A 20,112-nucleotide genomic window follows, 5' to 3' on the forward strand; every position below is an offset into this window, starting at 1 on the left:
GGCAGCCTCTCGATGATCTGTGGTGATACTCAGCCACCGGCCCAGCTGGCGGAGATGGTGGCCTCAATGCGGAAGGAGTCCTGGTCGGCCTCGACGTCGCGCATGGGCACGCCCACGGCGATCTCGGCGCTCAGCCAGGACGGCCCCTGCCAGCCCAGGCCGATACCGCCACTGAAGGCGGCCTCGCGGCTGGGGCTGGTGTCGTTGATGTAGCCGTGATCCAGGAAGGCATACGGCGCCAGCCGCTGGAAGCCCAGGTAGCGGGCCTCGGCGTTGACGTAATACCCGCGGGCGCCGGCAAGCGCGCCCTCGGCGTAGCCCCGCACGCTGTTGGGGCCGCCCACCTGGAACAGCAGCGGCGACGGCACGGCGTCGTCACGGCTCCACTGCCAGGCGCCGCGCAGGGTGAGCAGGGTCTCGTCCCGCGCCACGGCGTTGAAGCTGGCGGCGCCATCCAGGAACCAGTAGCTGGTCTTGCTGCCCTGGATGTCTTCCACCTGGGCGTACTTGGCACCGTGGCGCATGGTCCACTGGCTGCCGGGCTGAAATCCGGAGAACCGCAGTGCGGCGACGACACGGTCGGTGGTGAACTCGCTGAGCGGCTGCCCTTCGATTGTGGTCTCGGAATCGCTGCGGCTGGCACGCAGCGAGAGGTCGCGCCACAGGGCGTCGCTGCGCAGCAGGGGCTGGTCGAACGTGAGCTGGGTGATGGTGGAGTCCCCTTCCACGTCCAGTTCGCTGAACGGCCCCTCGATAATCTCGATCTCCCCCCGGGTATGACGCACTTCCACCCGGCCGCCGCGGCGGTTCACCGGCATCTGGTAGGCCACGGACGCGTTCTCGGCACCCTCGGACCGGAGCGCCAGCACGCTGAGCCGGTCGCCGAAGCCGAGGGGGCTGAACATGCCCAGGTTGACCCCTGCCCGGTACTCGCCGGTGGTCTCCGAGCCGTGGTTGTCGGCGAACGCCTGGGCGGTGTAGCGCGGCGGCTCCTGCACCTGGAGCAGGATGTCGGTCTCGCCCGCCGCCTGACCGGCACGCAGGGACGCACCCGCGCGGATGTCCTCGGTGCGGTTGAGCCGGGTGATGGACTCCCGCAGGGCAATCACGTCCACCACTTCGCCGCGCTCCAGGGGGGCGATGCGGTTGCGCACGTAGGACTCGCTCACGCGCTGCTGCCCGGCCGTGTCCACTTCGCCGACCCGCCCTTCCACGAGCTCGACACGCAGCACGCCATCTTCAATGCGCTGGGGCGGGATGATGGCCCGGGCGGTAACGATGCCCTCGGTGGCGTAGATATTGTTGATCCAGCCGATCATGCGGTTGAGGGCGGCGAAATCCACCAGCCGGTCGGTATAGCTGTCGGCGATGCGCTGGAGCCGCTCCGGCGGGATGAACAGCGACTCGCTGAACTCGATGGCCTGGAGCACGAACAGGTCGTCGGTCTCGGGCAGGTCGCCGTCACCGCTGGGGTCAGCGCCGGTGATGACGGGATCGTCGTCGGGGCGCTCCTGCTCCCGCCGACGCTCCTCGCGCCGGTCCAGCTCCTGTTGCAACCCTTCCTGCAGGAACCCTGCATCGGGAGCACCGATCCCCTGCTGACCATGGACCGGGGCCACGCCACCGAGTACCGCCACGAGCACGCCGGGCAGCACGGCGCGGCGCAGCGGCAGGCGCCGCGCTGTTGCCTTCAGTGCCCCCATCAGTTGCCGCTCCGCGCCTGATCCACGCCGGTGAGATCCAGGCCCGGCGGCAGGATGTCAGCGGTATCGTCGTCGTCATCACTGCTGCCGCCCTCTTCGGAGACGGCATCCTCGGTGCCCAGGTTGAGGGCGGCCACGCCCTGCTCCTCGGCCTGGATGGCGTCCAGCACGGCCACCGTGGGCTCCATTCCGGTGCGGATGGCCGCCTCGGTCACGGCGGAGCCGAGCGTGCGGCCGATGCCGCGGTTGGAGTCGCTCTCGATGCTGCGGCCGTCCACGTCGCGCCCGACCACCCGGTTATCCGTGAGGTTGGGCGAGGTCACGGCGAAGCCGGGGCGGAAGTAGCCCACGTAGGCGTCGCTGAAGGCCCACGGGCCGCTCGCGATCAGGCTGAAGTCGTTATCCGGCTCGTACAGCTGCACGTCCACCGGCTGAATCGCGGGCGAGGTGTTGTTCATCATGAGGTCCACGTCCGCCGTCTCCAGCACGAACATCTCGCCGATGCGGCCCTGGTCGAACTGCAGGTGCCGGCTGGTGGTGCGCACCTCCGCCCGCTCCGCCCGGAACTGGTCGCCGATGAGGCCAGCGTCGCCGTCGATGGTCAGGGCCACGTCCCGCGCAAGGGCGCCGTTGGCGCCGATCACTTCGAAAGCCATCAGGTCGGCACCGCTCTGGGTGATGTCGGCAAGGATATCGCGCCCGGTGAAGCGGGCCGCCGCTGTGGTCTCCATGGCAATGGCGCCGCCGTCGTTGGCGAGGAGGTCATTGCCGGCGCGGAGGTCGACCGCATGGGCCTGCACGTGGTCGATGCGCACGTCGCGGTCGGCCAGGTCGCCGGACGGGTTCGGGGCGCCGGCGATCATCGTCAGGGCATCGCTGGCCGAGGCACGCTCGCCGGTGACGTCGTCCGCCGCCCGGGCATCGATGGCGCCGCCTGCCACCAGGGCGTCGAAGCCCAGCGCCCCACGGCTGTCGATGGCCTGATCGCCGTCGGAGACAACGGTCACCACGTGGATGTCGTCGAGGGCGTCCAGGCCCACGTCGCCGGCCACGTTGATGGCGCGCATGTCGAGGGTATCGCCGGCCTGCAGGTGGCTGTCGCGGCCGGCGGTGAGGTCGTTGCCTGCCAGCGCGCCGCCGGCGTCCAGGGTGACGCCCTCGCCCGCCGCGATGTTGCCGCCGTAGGTCATCGTGCCGCCGGACACGGCATCGACGCTGCCGCCGGCGGTAACGTCGCCGCCGATGCTCTGGGTGGTGCCTGCACGGGCGCGGACGTCGCCGCCGGCGTCGATGTACTCGTCGATGTTGACGAACTCGTCGGCTTCGAGCGTGACAATGCCGCCAGCATCCACGGAGATCAGGTCGATGAAGCCACCGGCGAACAGCTCGGCGTTGTTGCCCGCAACGATCCGCTCCAGGTCCAGATCGCCGCCGACGCGCACGAAGATGTTGCGCCCGGCCTCCAGGGAGAGCTCGCCGCCGTAGTCGGTGGAATCCAGGGACAGGGTGCCGCCAGCGGCCACGGTGATATCCCGCTCGGAGACGACGCGCTGGCCGGTGACGTCTTCCACGGCCTGGAGTTCCACATCGCGGGTGCGGGTTTCCAGGGCGTCGAAGACCACGTCCTGCCCCAGGAGAATGACGTCGACTTCCGCTTCCGCCGAGCCGCCACGGACGTTCCAGCCCGAGAACACGTGCACGCTGTCGGTCTCGCTGGCGAGTTCGCCAAAGCCGATGGTGGCGCCGTTCTGATCGGCCCAGGTGTCCATGTCCCGCGGCTCGGTGTCGGCCGGGTCAGCGGTGGTGTCGATGCGCAGGCGGTCGCGCACGGCCGCGTCGCCCACGAAGGCACCGTTGCCCAGCACGTCCAGGGCGCCCTGCTCGGCGCGCACCCGCTCCATGGCGGCGTGGCCGTCGGCGGTCACATGCACATCGGCGCTGGTGCTGGTGATGGCACCCATCACCGTATCGCCGCCGGCACTGATGCTCACGGCATCGCGGAATGCCAGTGCGCCGCGGGTGACATCCGCGTCGGGATCGACGGTGCTGGCGGTGACCGTGCCCGCAACGTCCATGTCCAGCCGGTCGTCGCCGGTGAGCTCGGTATACGTCACGTCGCCGTTATCGGTGGTGGCGATGGTCGCCTGGCCGCCGGTGTCCACGGTGCCGTAGTGCTGGTCGCCCGTGGTGGTGGCAAGGAGGTCGCCGCCCACGACGCCGCCGTCGACCCTGAGCGTCTGTCCGTTGAGAACGGCATCGTCAGCGGCATCGAGCAGCTCCACGCCGGCGCGGCCGTGAACGGTCACGATCACGTCAGAGCCGGCACTGGCGACGGAGCCCAGGTCAGCGTCCGCTCCGGTCTCAATGCGCACGGTGTCATCGAACGCCAGAGCACCACGGGTGACATCCGCATCAGGATCGATGATCTCGGCGGTGATGGTGCCTGCAACGTCCATGTCCAGCCGGTCATCGCCGGTGAGCTCGGCGTAGGTCACGTCGCCGGCGCCGGTGGTGGTGATGTCCGCCCGCCCGCCGGTGTCCACGGTGCCGTAGTGCTGGTCACCGCTGGTGGTGGCAAGGAAGTCTCCGCCCACCGCGCCGTCGTCCAGATGGAGGCTCTGCGCGTCCAGGGTGGCGTTGCCGGCCGTAGCGAGCCGGGTCAAACCGAGGCGGCCGTTGACGTCTGCCTGTGCCCCGGCATCGCTGGAGGTCACCACGCCGAGCCTGGCATCGTCGCCGGCATTCACCTGGATGGCGTCTGCGGCGGTGATGGCGTCGAGTTGCATGCCGGCGCCCGCGTCTGTCAGGTGGACGGCGCCGTTGGTGGCTTCCACCTCGCCGCCCTGGCCGGGCCGAAGCAGTTGCAGCTGGATGGCACCGTTATCGGAGACAGCCTCGGTGCGCTCGGCGTCCACTCGCACGGCCTGATCGACGGTGCCGATGCCGTCACCGGCCTGCAGGGCCACCGTGGCATCATCGGAGCCCACGCGGCCGGTATCGTCCGCGGCGCGGATGCTGCCGCCGGCATTGGCGGTGACGCCGGGCGCCGTGACGTCGCCACCGGAGCCGTTGACGTGACTCAGCACCATGTCGCCCGGGGTGACCAGGCTCACCGCGCCGCCGGCGTCGATGCTGGCGCCGCTGTCCATGGTCAGGGTCGCGCCCAGGAGGTTGATGTCGCCGGATGCGGCGCTCAAGGCGCCGGTGTCCGTGAAGGTGAGCGCGTCGTTGGCGGTGATGTCGGCGCCGCCGTTGGCGGAGACGGCATCGGTGAAGCGCACGCGACCGGATGTGGCGTCGGCACTGAGGTCGCCGCCCACGGCCAGCTCACCGAACCGGATGCCGCCGCTGGTGGCGTTGATGCCGGCGTCACCGCCGATATCGCCGGTGAGCGTGCCGCTGTCACTCATTTGCACGCGCAGGGCGCGGCCGCCGCCGTCCACGTCGCCGGAGACGTCGAGATCCAGGGAGCCGGTGCTGATGTCGAACTCGTCGGAGCCGTCGCTGGCGTTGTCCACGGCGGTGAGGTCGCCCCCGGTGGCCAGGCTGGTCTGGTCGCCGGCCGAGATCTGGCCGATGGTCAGGCCCTGGCCGGAGCTGTCGAGCAGCGCCACGTCGCCGCCGGCGGATGCCAGCCTGACGGCTCCCTCGCGGACGTCCACACTCAGGGCACCGCCGGTGTCGCCGGCGATGGAGCCGGAGCCGGCGGTGAGGAAGACGTCACCACCGGCGTAGAGGCCGTCGGAGCCACCGTCGCCGAACAGGCCGCCGGTGGTCAGGAGGCGGATGTCGTCGCTGTAGGAGCGCACGCGGCCGACACGGAGCTCGCCGTCGCCGCCCACGTAGACGTTACCCGTCGAGACGGCGTCGAAGACCTCCAGCGCGTCCACCTGGACCAGGTCCCGGCGGCGCACGTCCAGCGCTTCGATGGTGCCGTCGGCGCCGCGGATCTCCGTGACGTCCCCCGGGCCGGCGGTGATGAGCAGCGCCCGTTCAGCGTCGGTGAAGTCGCTCCCCAGGTCGATGCGACGGCTCTCCACGTCCTGACCGATCTGCTCGTGGGCGATAAGCTCCACGGAGCGCCCGGCGATGTTGGGGTCGTCACGCAGGGTGACCTCCGGCGCGGATTCCAGCGCCGAGGCGTTGATGGCGTTACGCAGCCGTTGCTCGGACCAGCCGTCCGCCCCTTCGGTGAGGTGATCGCGCTCGGCGTCGGTGGCACTGTAGGCCCAGCCGCTCTGGAAATCGTCGTTCAGCAGGCTGTCGGCATCGACACCGTCCACATCACCCATCCGCTCCTGGATGTCGGCCATGCGGAAGGCCGCGTAGGCGTCCACGCCGCCATCGGTGATGCCGCCGCCGGCAGCTTCTGCCGCCCGCTGTTCAATCACGGCTTTCTGGGCGTCGCTGTAGGCCACGCGCTCGTTGGCGACGGCGTCCTTCTGGGTGAGCCAGAACTCGCTGGCGCGCTGGCGCAGCAGGTCGCGGGCGGCGTCGTCCAGCTCCAGGTTGTCCAGATCGTCGCTGCCACCGGCGAGCTGGGCGAGCTGGAAGTAGTCGTTGTACCAGCGCTGGACCTTGTTCTCGTAGGCGCGCACGGTGCGATCGGCGGAATCCTCCGCACCGTCACCGATGAGGCCGATGGACTCCCAGAGCTCGGCCAGCTCGTCGCTGTCGACGCTGGCGGTCTGCTCATCGGTGGAGGCGTTGTAGATGCCGTCCGCCTCAAGGGTGACGTCGCCGCTGGCCTCGATCTGGCCGATGAAGAGGTTGCCTCCGTCGGAGAGCACGTGGACGTCGCCACCGGCGGTGACGTCGAGCTGGCCCCGCTCGTCCGGCAGTGCCGTGGGCGTGGCGCCTTCGAGCTGGACGGCCAGGGGCTGGTCGGCAGCGCCGACGCTGCCGCTGGTGCTCTCCAGCCAGACGGAGCGGCCACTGACCACCGTGTCGTCGCCCACGCCGTCGGCCGCGACGATGGCGCCCGCGGCGCTGAGCTCCACGTCGCGCCCGTCACCGGCGTGCAGCCCTTCCAGCTGCACATCGGCACCCTGCAGACTGGCGCGGATGTGGCCGTTCTCCGAGGCCATGTTGACGGTGCCGCCGCCTTCCAGGGTGGCGTTGATGCCGCGGGCCTCGGAGCCGATGTCACCATCCGCGATCAGGCTCAGGTCGCGGGTGCGGATGGAGGCCTGATCGGCCTGGGAGATTGCGCCGCCAGCGTCGACATTGGTCTCCCCGCTGATGTTGCGCAGGTTGCCGGCGAAACGCACGTTGCCGCCGGATTCCACGTTGATGCGCCCGGCCTCGTTGCCGGAGAACAGGACGTCGATGGGGTTGTCGGCGCTGACACTGCTGGTGGACGTGATCGTGCCGCCCAGCACGATGCGGTACTGCCAGTTCAGCGGATCGTCGTCGCTGTCCGTGCCCTGACCGTAGTCACGCCCGTGGGAGACGTTGACGTTCTGATGCCGCATCCCGCTGCCGCTGATCTCCTGGGTAAACCGCGGCTCGCTGCTGCTGTTGCCGGTGGTGAGGCCTTCCGAGGTGAGCTCCCAGGGGTTGTCCTGGACGGTGTCGCCGTTGCTATCGACGAAATTCCAGTTGGTCACGCCGTTTTCCCACCAGCCCGACCCGGTGGTTCTCTCGCGCTCAAGCCTTGCCCGCCGCGTCCACTCGTAGCGCAGGCCCTCTTCCGGCTGGTAACCCCAGTCGTCGTCCCGGGCACCGATGGCCACCACGTCGGCGCTGTCCCAGTCGGTGCTGATGCCGTCGGTGCTGCGCATCTCCACGTTGCCGCCGAGTTCGTAGCGGTACCAGGTGGTGAGATCCTGCTGCTTGTCCTCGATGCGGATGTTGGCGACCTGTCCGTCGCCGGTGTCGATGTTGTTGAGCACCAGGTTCGCATCCGAGTCGTTGCGGATGTCCACGTCCAGGTAGCCGTTGTTCACTTCGATGGAACCGTGGGTGCTGGTGCTCATGATGCGCCCGCGCAGCACCACGTTGGCGCCGCTGGGCCGGGAGACGTTGTAGAGGTTGATCTCGTCCCGGTTGGGATCGTACTCGGCGAGAATGGGCGTGCGGCCGTCCGGCGATTCCACGTTCCACAGCTCGTCCTCGCCGCCGACCTCGACCACCTGACCGGCCACGAAACGGCCGAATTCGCCGGGCCCCAGCCTCCGGAGGGTCTCCACGTTTTCTTCGGTGAGGTGGATGCCGAGCTGATCCTGCTGCTGACCGCTGATGATGCGGCCGTTCACGTCGATGGTGTCGGCCTCGACGAAGATGGACCCCCCCTGGGTGAGCGGATCGGCGTCGGCGTCCGCCACGTCACCATCCTGGCTGCGACTCGTGGCTCTCAAGTTGACCCGCTGTACGTGCAGGTACCTGCCACCGTCGTGCAGCAGCTGGAAATGGCCGTCGCTGAAGTGGTTGTCGCGGGCCTCTCCCTCGCTGTACTCGTTGGGGTTGTAGTCGTTGCTGAGGTTGAAGAAATGGATCGAACGACCGGCGCCGTACGTCCCTGTCCGACTGCGCAGCTCGGCGTTGTCGGGACTGATGTCGTACTGGGTGTTGGCCAGCAGATGGACCGCGCTCTCTGCATTGGTGGGCAGATTCTCCTGCCCGCGCCAGATGGCGGTGGGCGAGCCCTGTGACTGCCAGCTGTCATCCAGCTGCGAGACAATGTACGACCCCTGCGGGATATCGGCGCTGATCTCCCGCGCCAGCACATTCGCGCCCTGGATGTAATCGCCCGAGGCGTTGTCGATCCGGAAACGCCCGAGGGGGTTGGAAATATCCCCGGTGACGATGATGTCCGGGGCGGCATCGCTGGAGCCGGGTGCGGCGTTGTCAAAGGTGTTTTCGAGGGTCACCTGGGGTTCGGCGCCGGCATCGAGGGAGTTCGCGCTGAGACCGTTCAGCCCGTCCAGGCTGCCGCGTCCCGTGGCGCGAACCTCGCCGCCGGTGCGGTCGGCGATCTCGATACCCTCGATGACGATGCTCTTCTCGGAGGCGTTGCTGACGCGCACTTCCGCGCCACCGCGGGCGGTGAGCTCGGCGCTGCCGTCCACGTCGATGGTGTCACCGTGGACGAACACGCTACCCGCCGCCGCGAAGATGGGCATGATCCAGATGGCGTCGGTCTCTTCGTCGCTGGCCAGCTCGTAGGCGTCCTCCCCGGGCTCGAAGAGGTCCTCCGAGGGGGTCAGCCGCTCTTCGCCAAACAGCAGGCCGTCGTCACTGGCGATGACGTCGCCGTCTTCGGTGATCTCGATGATGCGCTCGGCCAGGTAGCCCGCCTCAACGTCACCGGAGAGGGTGACACCGGTGCTGCCATTCACGTCGGTGCTGGAATTGCCGCTGACCACGCTCAGGGCATCCAGGTAGGGGTTGTGGGCCCGGCCCGAGGCGGTGACACGGCGCACGCCGTCGTAGGCGGCGAAGCGCACGTCGCGGGCGCTGAGCAGGTCGCTGCCGGCGCCCACGGAGACGTCACCGGTGTGGTTCAGGGTGGCGGACGCGTTGGCGCTGGTGTCCAGGGGAACGGCGTTGTAGTTGTAGACGTTGGTGCGCGAGTTCAGCTCGAAGCGGCTGTCCTGGCGGCCCTGGGGGCTTTCCCCGGTGGTGAGGTTGATCACCCCGAAGGAGCTCATGGTGGTGTCGCTGCCCAGGGTGATGGACTCGTCCACGCTGAGATCCACGTCGGCGACACCGCCGACGACACTCACCCCGCCGTAGGTCTTGGCCTGGGAGCGCATGCGCGTGACGTAACGGCCCCATGCGGCCGCTTCGATGCGGTCGTCGGCATGCCATGCGGTGTCGTCGCCGATGGTGACGTCGGCGGCCATGGCGCCTTCCAGCTCGGTATCCGCCATGGCGCCACTGATGCCGCCACCGGTGTCGAGCAGGACGTCGTCGCGGATGTTGACGGTGTTGCGCGCGTTGAGTTCGATCTGGCCGCGGCCGTCGTCGCCGTTGAACTCGGCAAGCACCGCCACGTCGTCGCCGACCCGCACGCGGCTCTCGCTGCGACCACTGCCGTTGCTGCCGGCAATGGAGAGCTCGTGGAACACGGCCGAGCCCGCCGCGACGCCGCCGGAGCCGGCCTGCACGCTGTTGCCATCACCAATCTGTTCGATGGCGTTGTGGGCGTCCAGGCCCACGTCACTGGCGTAGATCTGCACGCCGTCGGCCAGCCCGGCTTCCACGGAGGAACCAAGGCGGGTGTGCGCCGACGCGCCACTCATGCCGGCCACGGCGGCCTGGAAGGCGTCCACCGAGGCGGCGAACCGGTCCTCGTGCTGCGCCAGCACCTGGACATCGCCGGCGGACAGCACCCGTTGCTGGTCCGCGCCGTTGCCGCCAATGGTTGCACGGGTGGTGGTGCCGGTGGTGATCTCGCTGGTGGCGGCCTGGGCCGCTGCCACGCCACCGCTGCCCGCGAGCACGTCGGTGATGTTCACGTCCTGCCCGTCGGCGCGCACGCTGATGTCGCCAACCCGCTCGTCGTCGGTGCGCGCATCACGGCCCAGCTCGGCCACGGTGGCGCCACTGGACTCCGCGAACGCCAGGTTGGCGCCGGCGGCGACGATGCCGGCGCTGACGCCGGTGGCAAGCACTTCCTGGGCGCTGGAGCGCACGGCCTGAACGGAGACGTCGCCATCGGGGAGGGTCACGTCATCGCCGATTCGCGCTGTGACGTCGGCGTCGGTGGAGACGTTGGCCACCGTGGCGTTGGCCCCGGCAATGACACCGCCCCCTGCCGCCGTGGACTTCGCGCGCACGTTGGGCGCGTCGGAGCGGTCATCCCGGGCGGCACCCAGCCGCGCCGAGACACCCAGGCCCTCATCGGTGGCGATACTGGCGCCGTCGCCGATTTCACTGGTGACGTCGGCCTCGAGCAGCGCCGTGGCCACGGAGGCACCAATACCCACGCCGCCGGAGACGGCCACACCGAGCGCTTCCGCGAACACGGCAGTGTCGGAGACGGCGTCCACGGTAACGTCACCGTCCGCCGTGAGATCGGCGCCTGCGCCCACGCGCGCCGACACCGAGGACTGGTCCTGGGCGCCGATGCCCACGCCGGCACCGGAGCCCAGGATGCCGCCCGCCGCGGCGGTGCCTTCCACGCTCACACCGCCGCCGCTGAAGGCGTCGATGTTCACCGCGCCGGCATCCAGGGTGACGCCGTTGCCCACCGAGGCGATCACGTCAGTGTTGCGGCCGCCGTAGCCGATGACGATACCGGCGGCGCCGGCGCCACCGATGGTGTAGCCGTCGGCCTGCACGTCCAGGCTGGCCAGGTCGCTGGCGGTGACGTCGATCGCGCCCGCGGCGGTGACGTCGCCGTTGAGCTGCGCGACGACCTGGTTGTTCATGTCGGCCACGGCCACGGCCGCACCCAGCCCGAGCCCCACGGCGCCCTGCCCGGTGAGCACCTGCTGCTCGATGCTGTCGTCTTCGTTGTCGAAGGCACCGGTGCCGGCATCCACGTCCACCGCGCCGCCGGCATCGACGGTGGAGTGGCCATCGATGCTCGCGCCCACGTTCGCCCAGGAGAAGGCCATGCCGGCCGCGCCGCCAACCGCTGCGGTGTTACCGAGGCCGATGGCACCGGTGAACTGCTCCATGTGCAGGCGTTCATCGGCCGAGACGGTCACGTCACCACCGGCGTCGACGCGGCTGCCACGGATTCGGGCGGTGGTCTGATGGCCGCCGTCGTTATTCAGGTAGTCGCTGGCGCTCTGGTTGGTCTGACTGCGCAGCGCATCCTGCTCGGACTCACCCAGGATATCGCCCTCGCCCGCCACGTCGCCGAACAGGTCGACCCGCTCGGTATCGCCGGTTTCCGCGTCGGTGAGGTCGAACTGGAAGCGATGATCGGCGTCGTGACCGTGTTCGTTGTCACTGTCCGACGCCAGGGTGTCCGCACTCAGGATGTCGTCGAACAGGCTCAGGGTGCCGTCGTCGCCATGGTCCAGGTCGTCGCCCGGATCGTATTCATTACCGTCCTCGTCCACGTAGACGGTGTTGCCGCTGCCAAGTACCGCCAACGCCAGCCCGCCGGTGAGCGCGGTGTCGCCCATGGCGCCGGCTGCCGCCATCTGGCGTGCCCGCACGCCGCGCCGGGCGTCCACATCCACATCGCCGTTGGCGGTCACGTCGGAGTCGGCCAGCTCGGCGGTCAGGTCGCCCTGCATCACCAGCACGTTGGCAGCGCCCGCCCCTGCAATCATGCCGGCCGAGGCGGACCCGGCGATGGTGCTGGCCGCCACCGTCTCGGTGGCGCCGATGTCCAGCGCACCAATGGCACTGCCCCCGCCCAGCTCCGCGCCCTGAACCCGGGCGCTGGTGTCGTTGGTGACGATGTTGAGCGCTGCCGAACCGGCAATGGCGCCGGCCCCGGCACCGGCGCCGAGGACGTTGTTGAACAGGGTGGTGTCGGTCTCGGCGTTGACGCGCACGTCGCCACCGTTGGTGTCGATGCCGGTGCTGCCATTGCCATCGCCCTCGATGAAGGCATCCACCGAGCCATCGACGAGGCTGAAGGTCAACGAGCCGCTCACGGCGACGGCACCGATGGAGATGGCGCCGGAGTGCAGGTTGACGGCGCGGTCGTTGCGGGCGTCCACGTTCACGGCGTTGACGTCGGCGGTGGTGTCACTGATGCCGGCCGAGGTGTCCCCGAGCAGGGTGACACCAGCGAACGTGCCGCCGGCGCCGAAGGCACCGAAGCCTGCCGCCAGGGAGACGCTGGTGCCCTGCTGCGTGGCGTTGGCGAACACATCCAGATCGTTGGCGTTACCCACGTCGGCGTTATAGAGGCCCGCTTCGGTGTCGCGAGAGATGACGGAGGCGCCCAACACCCCGGCTCCGGCGAAGGTGGAGGCGGAACCGGCGAGCGCGTAGTCGACGGTGAGACTGTGGCTGGAGGCGCCGATGCTGACGTCCTGCGCCGCGCGGTTGCCGGCGCTGCTGTCGTTGATGGTGGCGCCATCCACCACGGCACTGGTGTGCCCGTCCACCACGTTCGTGCCTGCCAGCACGGAGCCGGCGAACCCGGCAATGCCGAAGGTGGAGATGTCCGGGATGGCGGCGGCAAGCGCCGACGACACCGTGCCCACCTGCTGCGTGGAGCTGGCCCGAACGGCCAGGCCGGTGACCTCCTGGGTCTCCTCGGCCAGGTCTTCGGCGGGGTTGAACACCAGTTCGTCGAGCCCGGCGAACTCCGACTTTGTATCCTCATCACCCGTGAAGAAGCCGTCCGGGTTGTCGGCCAGGTCTTCGTCGTCGCCGGGGCCGATCTGCGGGTCGCCCTGCAGGTTGCCGGCGCTGACCTCCAGAACATCGTCCGGATCCAGCGCCAGGGCGTTGACCCGGGTGCCGCTGCCGTCAATGCCCGCATGGGTGCGGCTGTTGACCACGTTGACAATCGCACCGGCACTGCCGGCGCCGCCCTGGGTGGCAAAGGAAGCAGCACCGGCCGCAACACGCACGATGTCGTTGCTGGCGGCGGTGACGCCCACGTTGTTGCGCGCCTCCACGTCCGGGTCGTCCGACGCGTCGCCGCCTTCGCTGTTGCGGCCGATGCGCGCGGTGGTCTCGGTCTGCATGACGTTGACCGCGGCCGAGCCGGCCAGGGCCACACGGTTGGCGCCCGAGGCACCCACTGCCACGGTCTGGATGGCCGCGTTGCTCTGGGCGTCCACCAGCAGGTTGGTGCCGCGGTAGGTGGCATCGCCGCCGCCTTCCACGAAAGCGTCCACGCTGTTACCCAGATAGTTGACGGCGCCTGTCCCGCCAACGGCGGCGGACTCCGCCACCTGGGCCTGACCGGCGATGGAGTCGATGCTGCCGTTCTCCTGGGCCTGCACGGTGATGTTGCGGGTGGTGTCCCAGTCGGACAGGCCGGCGTTGACATCGGAGGCGCGCAGGCCGGCGCTCAGCTCGGACTCCAGCACGTTCACCGTGAGCGCGCCGCCCACGGCGGCGGTGCCGGCGGCGCCACCGCTGGCGGCCAGCGTCTCGATGCTGCCGTTGTTGGCGGTGAGCACGTCCAGATCACCGCCGAGGGTGAGATTGCTGCCCGTCACCAGCGCCTGGCGCCGGTTGAGCATGACGTTGACGCTGGACGCCCCGCCCACGGCGGCGGTGCCGGCGAAGCTGGCATTGCCCGAGGCGGTGCGGATGGTCATGTCGCCGATGTTGCTCAGGTTCACCGCGCCGGCATCCACGGTGGCGTCCTGGAGGATGACGTCCTCGGTGCCGTCGATGGTGGAGGCGGCGAGCGAGCCGGTCACGGCGGCTGTGCCGGCCCCGGCGGCGGAGGCCGCGATGGACTCGATGATGGCCGTGCCGCCGGAGGCCAGGTTGATGGTCTCGGCGATGTTCAGGGAGCCGCCCATGATCAGCGCTTCCCGGACACCGGAGATGGTGTTGGTGACGTTGGCGCCGCCCACGGCGGCCGTGCCCGCACCGCCGACGTTGCCGGAGATGCTGCGGATGATGCGCTCGCCCTCGTCGGCGCGCACGGAGAGGTCGCCCTCAGTGGAGGTGATGTCACTGTCGCCGATGATCTCGGCGGTCTCACTGCCCACCACGGTGTTGATGGTGGCCGACCCCAGCACGGCGGCCGTGCCGGCGCCGCCGCCGGCGCCCGCGCCGGTGTTGATTTCGGTACGGGCCCCGGCGAGGACGTCGATGTCCCCGGTCACGGTGGCGTTGACGCCATCCAGCCGCGCCACCCGGTCGGTGGCAAAGGTGTTGACCGTGGATGCGCCGCCAACCGCGGCGGTGCCGGCGCCCTGGGCGTTGCCGGCAGCGGAGATGATGCGCAGGCTGTCGCCCGCGGCACTGACGTCCAGACCGCCGGCGGTGATGCTGCCGCCCTCGATGACGGAGCGGCTGTGGCCGGCGATGGTGGCTGTCACCAGGGAGCCGCCCACCGCCACGGTGCCGGCGCCACCGCCACCCACGGCCATGTTGATGATGTCGGCATCGTAGACGGAGCCCACGCGGGCGTCGTCGTCCACGGTGATGGCGCTGTCGCGCACCAGGGCGTCGCGCTGGGACTCGATGGTGCTGATGGTGAACGAGCCGCCGATGGCGGCCTTGCCGGCACCGCCGAACTGACCGGACCCGGCAAAGATCTCGGCGGCGTTGAGGCGGTCGTCACCGGTTTCCACGACCAGATTGCGCGCATTGAGGGTGGTGCCGAGCAGCTCGGCGCGGGTGCGGTCCACGTGGGTGTTGAGGTTCAGGGAGCCGCCCAGCGAGACCTTGCCGGCCCCCTCGCCGCTGATGGAAGCCGACAGGATCCGGCTCTGGCGCGCACCGCGCACGGCGGCGTCGCCGCTCAGGGTGACGTCGGAATCCTGCACCCGCGCAACGGTCTGGGATGCCAGCGCGCTGGTGACCTGGTCGTCGTCACCGAGGCCGCCCGTGTGGTTGATGGCCACGGCGGCGCCACCCGCCGCCTTGGCGGAGCCGGAGATGTTGCCGGCAAAGGAGAGGATGTTGGCGCTGCTGACGCCGTTGACGCGCAGGTCGTGGGCGTCGACGTCGCTGCCGTCCAGCACCGCCTCGGTGCTGCCGGCGATGATGTTGCCGCTCACCGACCCCATGCCGGCAAAGTCGCCACTGGTGACCGCGGCGCCGATGCTCGCCCCCAGGATGGCACCGGTGTCGCGGGCGTCGACGCTGACGTCGCCGCCGGCGTTCACTTCGGCCTGCTCGATGCGGGCCGTGTGCTCGTTGGAGATGGTGTTCACCGCGATGGAGGCACCGACGTTGTCGGCACGCCCGGCCTGCAGGGTGCCGGCGACGCCGACGATGATGCTGCCGCTGCTGGCGACGTCGGCGGCGTTCTGCGGCAGTTCGTAGTCGTGGTCCGGGTCGAAGTTGTCGTCGTCCGGGTCGGCGTCGCTGCCGTCGGGAATGGCCACGTCCAGGTCGTTCAGGGCGAAATCGACGGCGTCCTCGTCCGGGCTGCCGTTGATGCTGTTCAGGTGCTCCAGGCCCTCTTCCACGTCCTCATCGAGGTCGGCGGCGGTGACGCGGACCTCCCCGGAGGTGGTCACGGTGCTGTGGCCGTTGTCGCTGCTCTCGATGGAGGCGTCCACGGTGTTGTTGACCAGGTTGAACACCAGCGTGCCGGCCAGGGTGACCGAGTCGTCCTGGTCCGAGAAAGCGCCCACGGCGCCGCCGGAGAGGATGCGGTTGCGGGTGAGCGCGCGCACGCCCAGCGCACCCATGTCCAGCTCGGAGCCCGCCACGGTGGCGTCAGTGGTGTTGCCGATGTTCGAGAGGGTGAACGCGGCACCCACGCCGGCCGTGCCGCCGGCCACCAGCGAGCCGCCGCCGGTGGCGATGCGGGTGCGGTCGTAGGCGAGCACGCTCATGGGCGCGTCGTTGTCATCGACACCATCGGCGCGGGTGACAACGCTGTCGCGCACGGTGGCATCGGTGGTGTTGGCCGTCCAGTTCACCGAGGCGGAGCCGGCGGCGGAGAGGCTGGCGTCGGAGGTGTCCTCGCCGGAGACGTTCATGGCCAGGCCGAGGCCGATGGAGACCTGATCCCCTGCGCTCATGGCCTCGACACGGGTGTCACCGGCGTCATTCAGGGTGACGCCATCCATGCTGGCGACGGTGTCGTTCTGCAGGACGTTCAGGGACAGCGCACCGGCCAGGGCAGTCTGGAACGAGGAGTCGTCGCCCCCGGCCTTGATCAGCGATCCGGCGCCGGCCGTTCCCAGCATGAGCGTGTCGTTCACCGACTGGATGTCGGTGGCCACGGCGGCTTCCTCGTCACGCGCCTCGATGGTGACGTCCTCGACGCTGGCGCGGGTCTCCTGGCGGGTGAGGTTGACGCCCACGCTGCCGGAGGCGGCGATGTCCGGGCTTGCGCCCTTGCTCTGGTTGCCGGCGGTGCTGGAGGTGTCCTTCGAGCCCGGCGACGAGCCGCCGTCGATCTCGTTGCCCTCTTTCGGCGTCTCCTTGTTGGCGTCCTGCTTGCCGCGGATCTCGCTAGTAGCGGCGCTCAGCAGGGGGATGTTCTCGGCCAGATCGCCGGCCTTGTTGCGGACCTTGCCCACGCGGGACTTGATGGCATCCTTGCCCCGCTTCATGAGGCTGGAATCGTCGGCCTCGTCGTCATCGTCGCTGTCCACGACGGCGGCGCCGGCCACGGCGAAGGTGCCCGCCTGGCCCACGGTCAGGGCGTCGACGGTGAGTTCGTTCACGCGCAGCGTGCCGCCGGCGGGGGCGCCATTGTCGGAGAGGCCGTCCGGGTCGGTGAGAAAGGGGCTGTCCAGGCGGTTGTCGCCGATGAAGGCGAGGCTCTGGGTGGCGATGTCGTTGACGGCGACACTGGCGCCGACGCCGATGTTCTCGCTCAGGGCCACGGCGCCGGCGGCCGTCCAGACGGACAGCGACTCGTCGGCGTCGATGGTCAGCCGGTCGGCGGTGACGTCCGCCGAGGCGGCCACGGAGGCCCGGGTGCCGGTGTCCATGCGCGAGATGGTGAAGGTGCCGTTGAGGGCGGCCTGATCCGACTTGCCGGCGCTGGGCGCCAGGGAGACGATCTGGTGGAAGGCGTCCGCCTCGACGCTCACCCCTTCCGCGTCGATCACCGCCCCGTCGCCGATGCCGGCAACGGTGTCGCCGGTGTACTGCGTCCAGTTGAAGGCGCCGCCCAGGGCGGTCCCGTCCTCTTTCTTGGTGTCGCCGGTACCGAAGAACTTCAGCCAGCCGAAGTTGCCGGCCACGTTGATGCTGGTGATGCGCTTGCGGGCGTCCACCGCCAGCGGGCCGGACCACTCCCAGGTGTTGTCATCACCCAGGTCCGTGGTCCAGCCCTCGTCGGCGGCGGTGACACGCACGTCGGCACCATCGCCCACCCAGGCCGTGCTGGCCTGGTCGGCGTTGAAGACGTTCACCGACCCGGCCAGCCCCACGTCCTCGGCGGTGCCGGTGCTGTTGGCGGTGCTGTTGAACAGGTGCCCCGCCAGGTCCCGGGCGTCGTAGAGGTCCTTGAACCAGCTGAAGACGTCGGTGATGTCCCAGAAGGTGTCCATGGACGTGAACACGTCCTCGGCGTCCAGGACGTTCTGCAGTTCGTCGCTGAGGTTGAGGGGGATGTCCACTTCGCTGCCGACGCCGAGCCGTTCGGCGCGAATGACGGCGCCGTCGCCCACGGTGGCGGTGGCGCCGTGGTGGTGATCGGCCCAGTTGACGGCGGCGCTGGTGGTGAAGTCGGCGTTGCCCTTCTTGGTGGCGGCGGCCACGGCGCTCTGGGCACTGTTGCGGATGCCGGAATCGGACACCCGTGCCAGTACGGTGACGTCGCCGTCGGCGCGAATCTCGGCGCCCTCGGCAATGCTGGCGTCACTGGTCTGGCTGGAGTCGGCAATGGCAAGCGCGCCGCTGAGGCGGAACTTGTCGGCGATCTTGCTGGCGATGCTCTCGGTGTCTTTCTTGTTCTTCTCGGCGTCGCCGTCTTTCTTCGAGGTGGTGAGCTTGTCGCCCAGGCCGGGGATCTTGGACGCCAGCTTGGTCCCGAGGGAGGTGGCCTGGTCCTTGACCTTGTTCTTGGCCTCGTCACCGACCTTTTTCTTGATCTTGTCCCAGGTGCCCTTCTGGCCGCTCTTGATCTTGCCATTGGCGGTGGTGACGTTGGCGGTGGACTCGGTGTTGGCATCGACGCGGACATCCCGGACATCGTCCAGATCGGCGCCGAGGGTGGCGTTGGCTTCGGTATTCACCAGGGACAGGGCGAAACTCACCCCTGCCACGCCCTCCTTGCCATCCACCTCGACCTTGGAGGTGGTGGTGTGGGCGTTCCGGTTCTCCGCCTCCACGGCCACATCGCGTGCGCTGACGCTGGCACCCTCTTCGATCACCGCATCGGTGGTGATGTCGGCGTAGCTGACGGCGATGCCGGCAACGGCGGCGTTCTGGGCGCTCTTGGCGGGCTTGGGCTCGGCGGCGTTGAGCAGGGTATTCTCGCTCTCGGCGCGCACGGCCAGGTCGCCGCCGGCATCAATGCTGGCGCCATCGCGGACGGTGGCGCTGGTTTCACCCAGCTGGACGGCGGCGGCGATGCCGAGGCCGAGCTGCTCCACGGCGCTGCCGGAGCGCGGCCGGTTGATGGTGCGCGTGGCGGTGGCGTCGATGTCCACATCGCCGGCGGCGGTGATGTCGGCGCCGTCGGCCACGTCCACGCGGGCATCACCCTGGGTGACGGCGGCAGAGCCGAACAGCTCCATGGCGCCGCCGAGCAGGACGTCTTCCGGGCGCTGGTTGGAGAGGTCGTCCATGAAGGCCTCGACCGCCTCGAAGCCGTCATCGATGACGTCATCGGCGATCTCGCCGGCCTGGGTTTCCAGGTCGACGCTGACGTCCGTCTCGGCGGCCAGGCGGACGTCTTCGCCGACGATCCGGCCGCTCACGGTGACATCACTGCTGCCGCCCGCGATCCCCACGAACAGCTGATGGGAGGTGCGTGCGGTGACTTCGACGTCGCCAGCGGCGCGCACGTCGCCCGCGATGGTAACGCTGGTGTCCTCGCCCTGGTCGTCACGGGCACCGATGACGATGTCGCCACCGTCGGCGGAGGCGAAATCCGCCTCCTGGAGCCCGCTGGTGTTGACGCTGGCCTCGAACAGCTCCCGTTGCGCTTCGGCGGTTGCCGCGTGCAGCTCCCCGGAGACTTCGATGTTCACGCCTTCCATGCGGATGTCGGCGCTGCTGTTGACCCGCCCTTCCACCAGGATCTCGGCGAAACGATTCTGCGGCGCGTCACCATCCATCAGGCGCTGGACGGCATCGTCGTCGATGGCGTGGCTGTCAGGGTCGATGATGTCGTCCATGAACGACTGGGTCGGCGTGGTCAGCAGCAGGCTGCCCACGTTCAGCGTGCCCGACGCGCCCACGACGATGCCGTGCGGGTCGGCGAACACCACGTGGCCGCCGATGGCGTCGGCTATCAGGCTGTTGACGGTGCCGTCGATGACCGCCTTGGAGTCGTGCACCAGGTTGATGAGGTTGCTGGTGCTCTCGGGCAGGTGCAGGTCGACGGTATCGCCCCTGGCGACCCGGAAGTGCTTGAAGGAGTTGAACGCGCTGTCGCCGCGGGTGGTTCCGGTGGTGACGGAGCGACGGTCACCGTCGATCTCGACGGTGGTGTCGGTGCGTCCGTCGGTCTCCAGGTTGGTCTGCAGCTCGTCAGCCGTTGCGCTGGTGAGATACCCGCATGCGCCCATGGCGGCGAGGACTGCGGCGGTCGGCCGGTCAAAGGGGAAAGCCGCCATCCCGGCGGAACGCGTCGTTGTCTGCATTGCGCACCCGATCTTCAAGGCCCGCAACTGCCATGGGCGTTCCGGGCTTTATTATGGTTGCGCAGACTCTATGC

General features: G+C 69.4%; 2 protein-coding genes. Both read right to left on the minus strand.

What is annotated here, in order from left to right; translation table 11 throughout:
- Positions 1-29: 29 nt before the first annotated feature.
- On the minus strand, positions 30-1,703 hold the full coding sequence (locus BMZ02_RS08535; protein WP_091642244.1) for a ShlB/FhaC/HecB family hemolysin secretion/activation protein: 1,674 nt from the start codon (positions 1,701-1,703) through the stop codon (positions 30-32).
- Positions 1,703-20,038 (minus strand): leukotoxin LktA family filamentous adhesin, encoded by an 18,336-nt coding sequence (locus tag BMZ02_RS08540; RefSeq protein WP_091642247.1) that lies wholly within the window; start codon positions 20,036-20,038, stop codon positions 1,703-1,705. Before BMZ02_RS08540 ends, BMZ02_RS08535 begins: the two co-directional genes overlap by 1 nt.
- Positions 20,039-20,112: the final 74 nt, after the last annotated feature.

The organism is Aquisalimonas asiatica (assembly GCF_900110585.1).
Classification (GTDB): Bacteria; Pseudomonadota; Gammaproteobacteria; order Nitrococcales; family Aquisalimonadaceae; genus Aquisalimonas; species Aquisalimonas asiatica.

Excerpts from the sequence above, each read along its gene's own strand:
- BMZ02_RS08535 (WP_091642244.1), bottom strand. The coding sequence starts at position 1,703 with ATGGGGGCACTGAAGGCAACAGCGCGGCGCCTGCCGCTGCGCCGCGCC.
- BMZ02_RS08540 (WP_091642247.1), bottom strand. The coding sequence starts at position 20,038 with ATGCAGACAACGACGCGTTCCGCCGGGATGGCGGCTTTCCCCTTTGAC.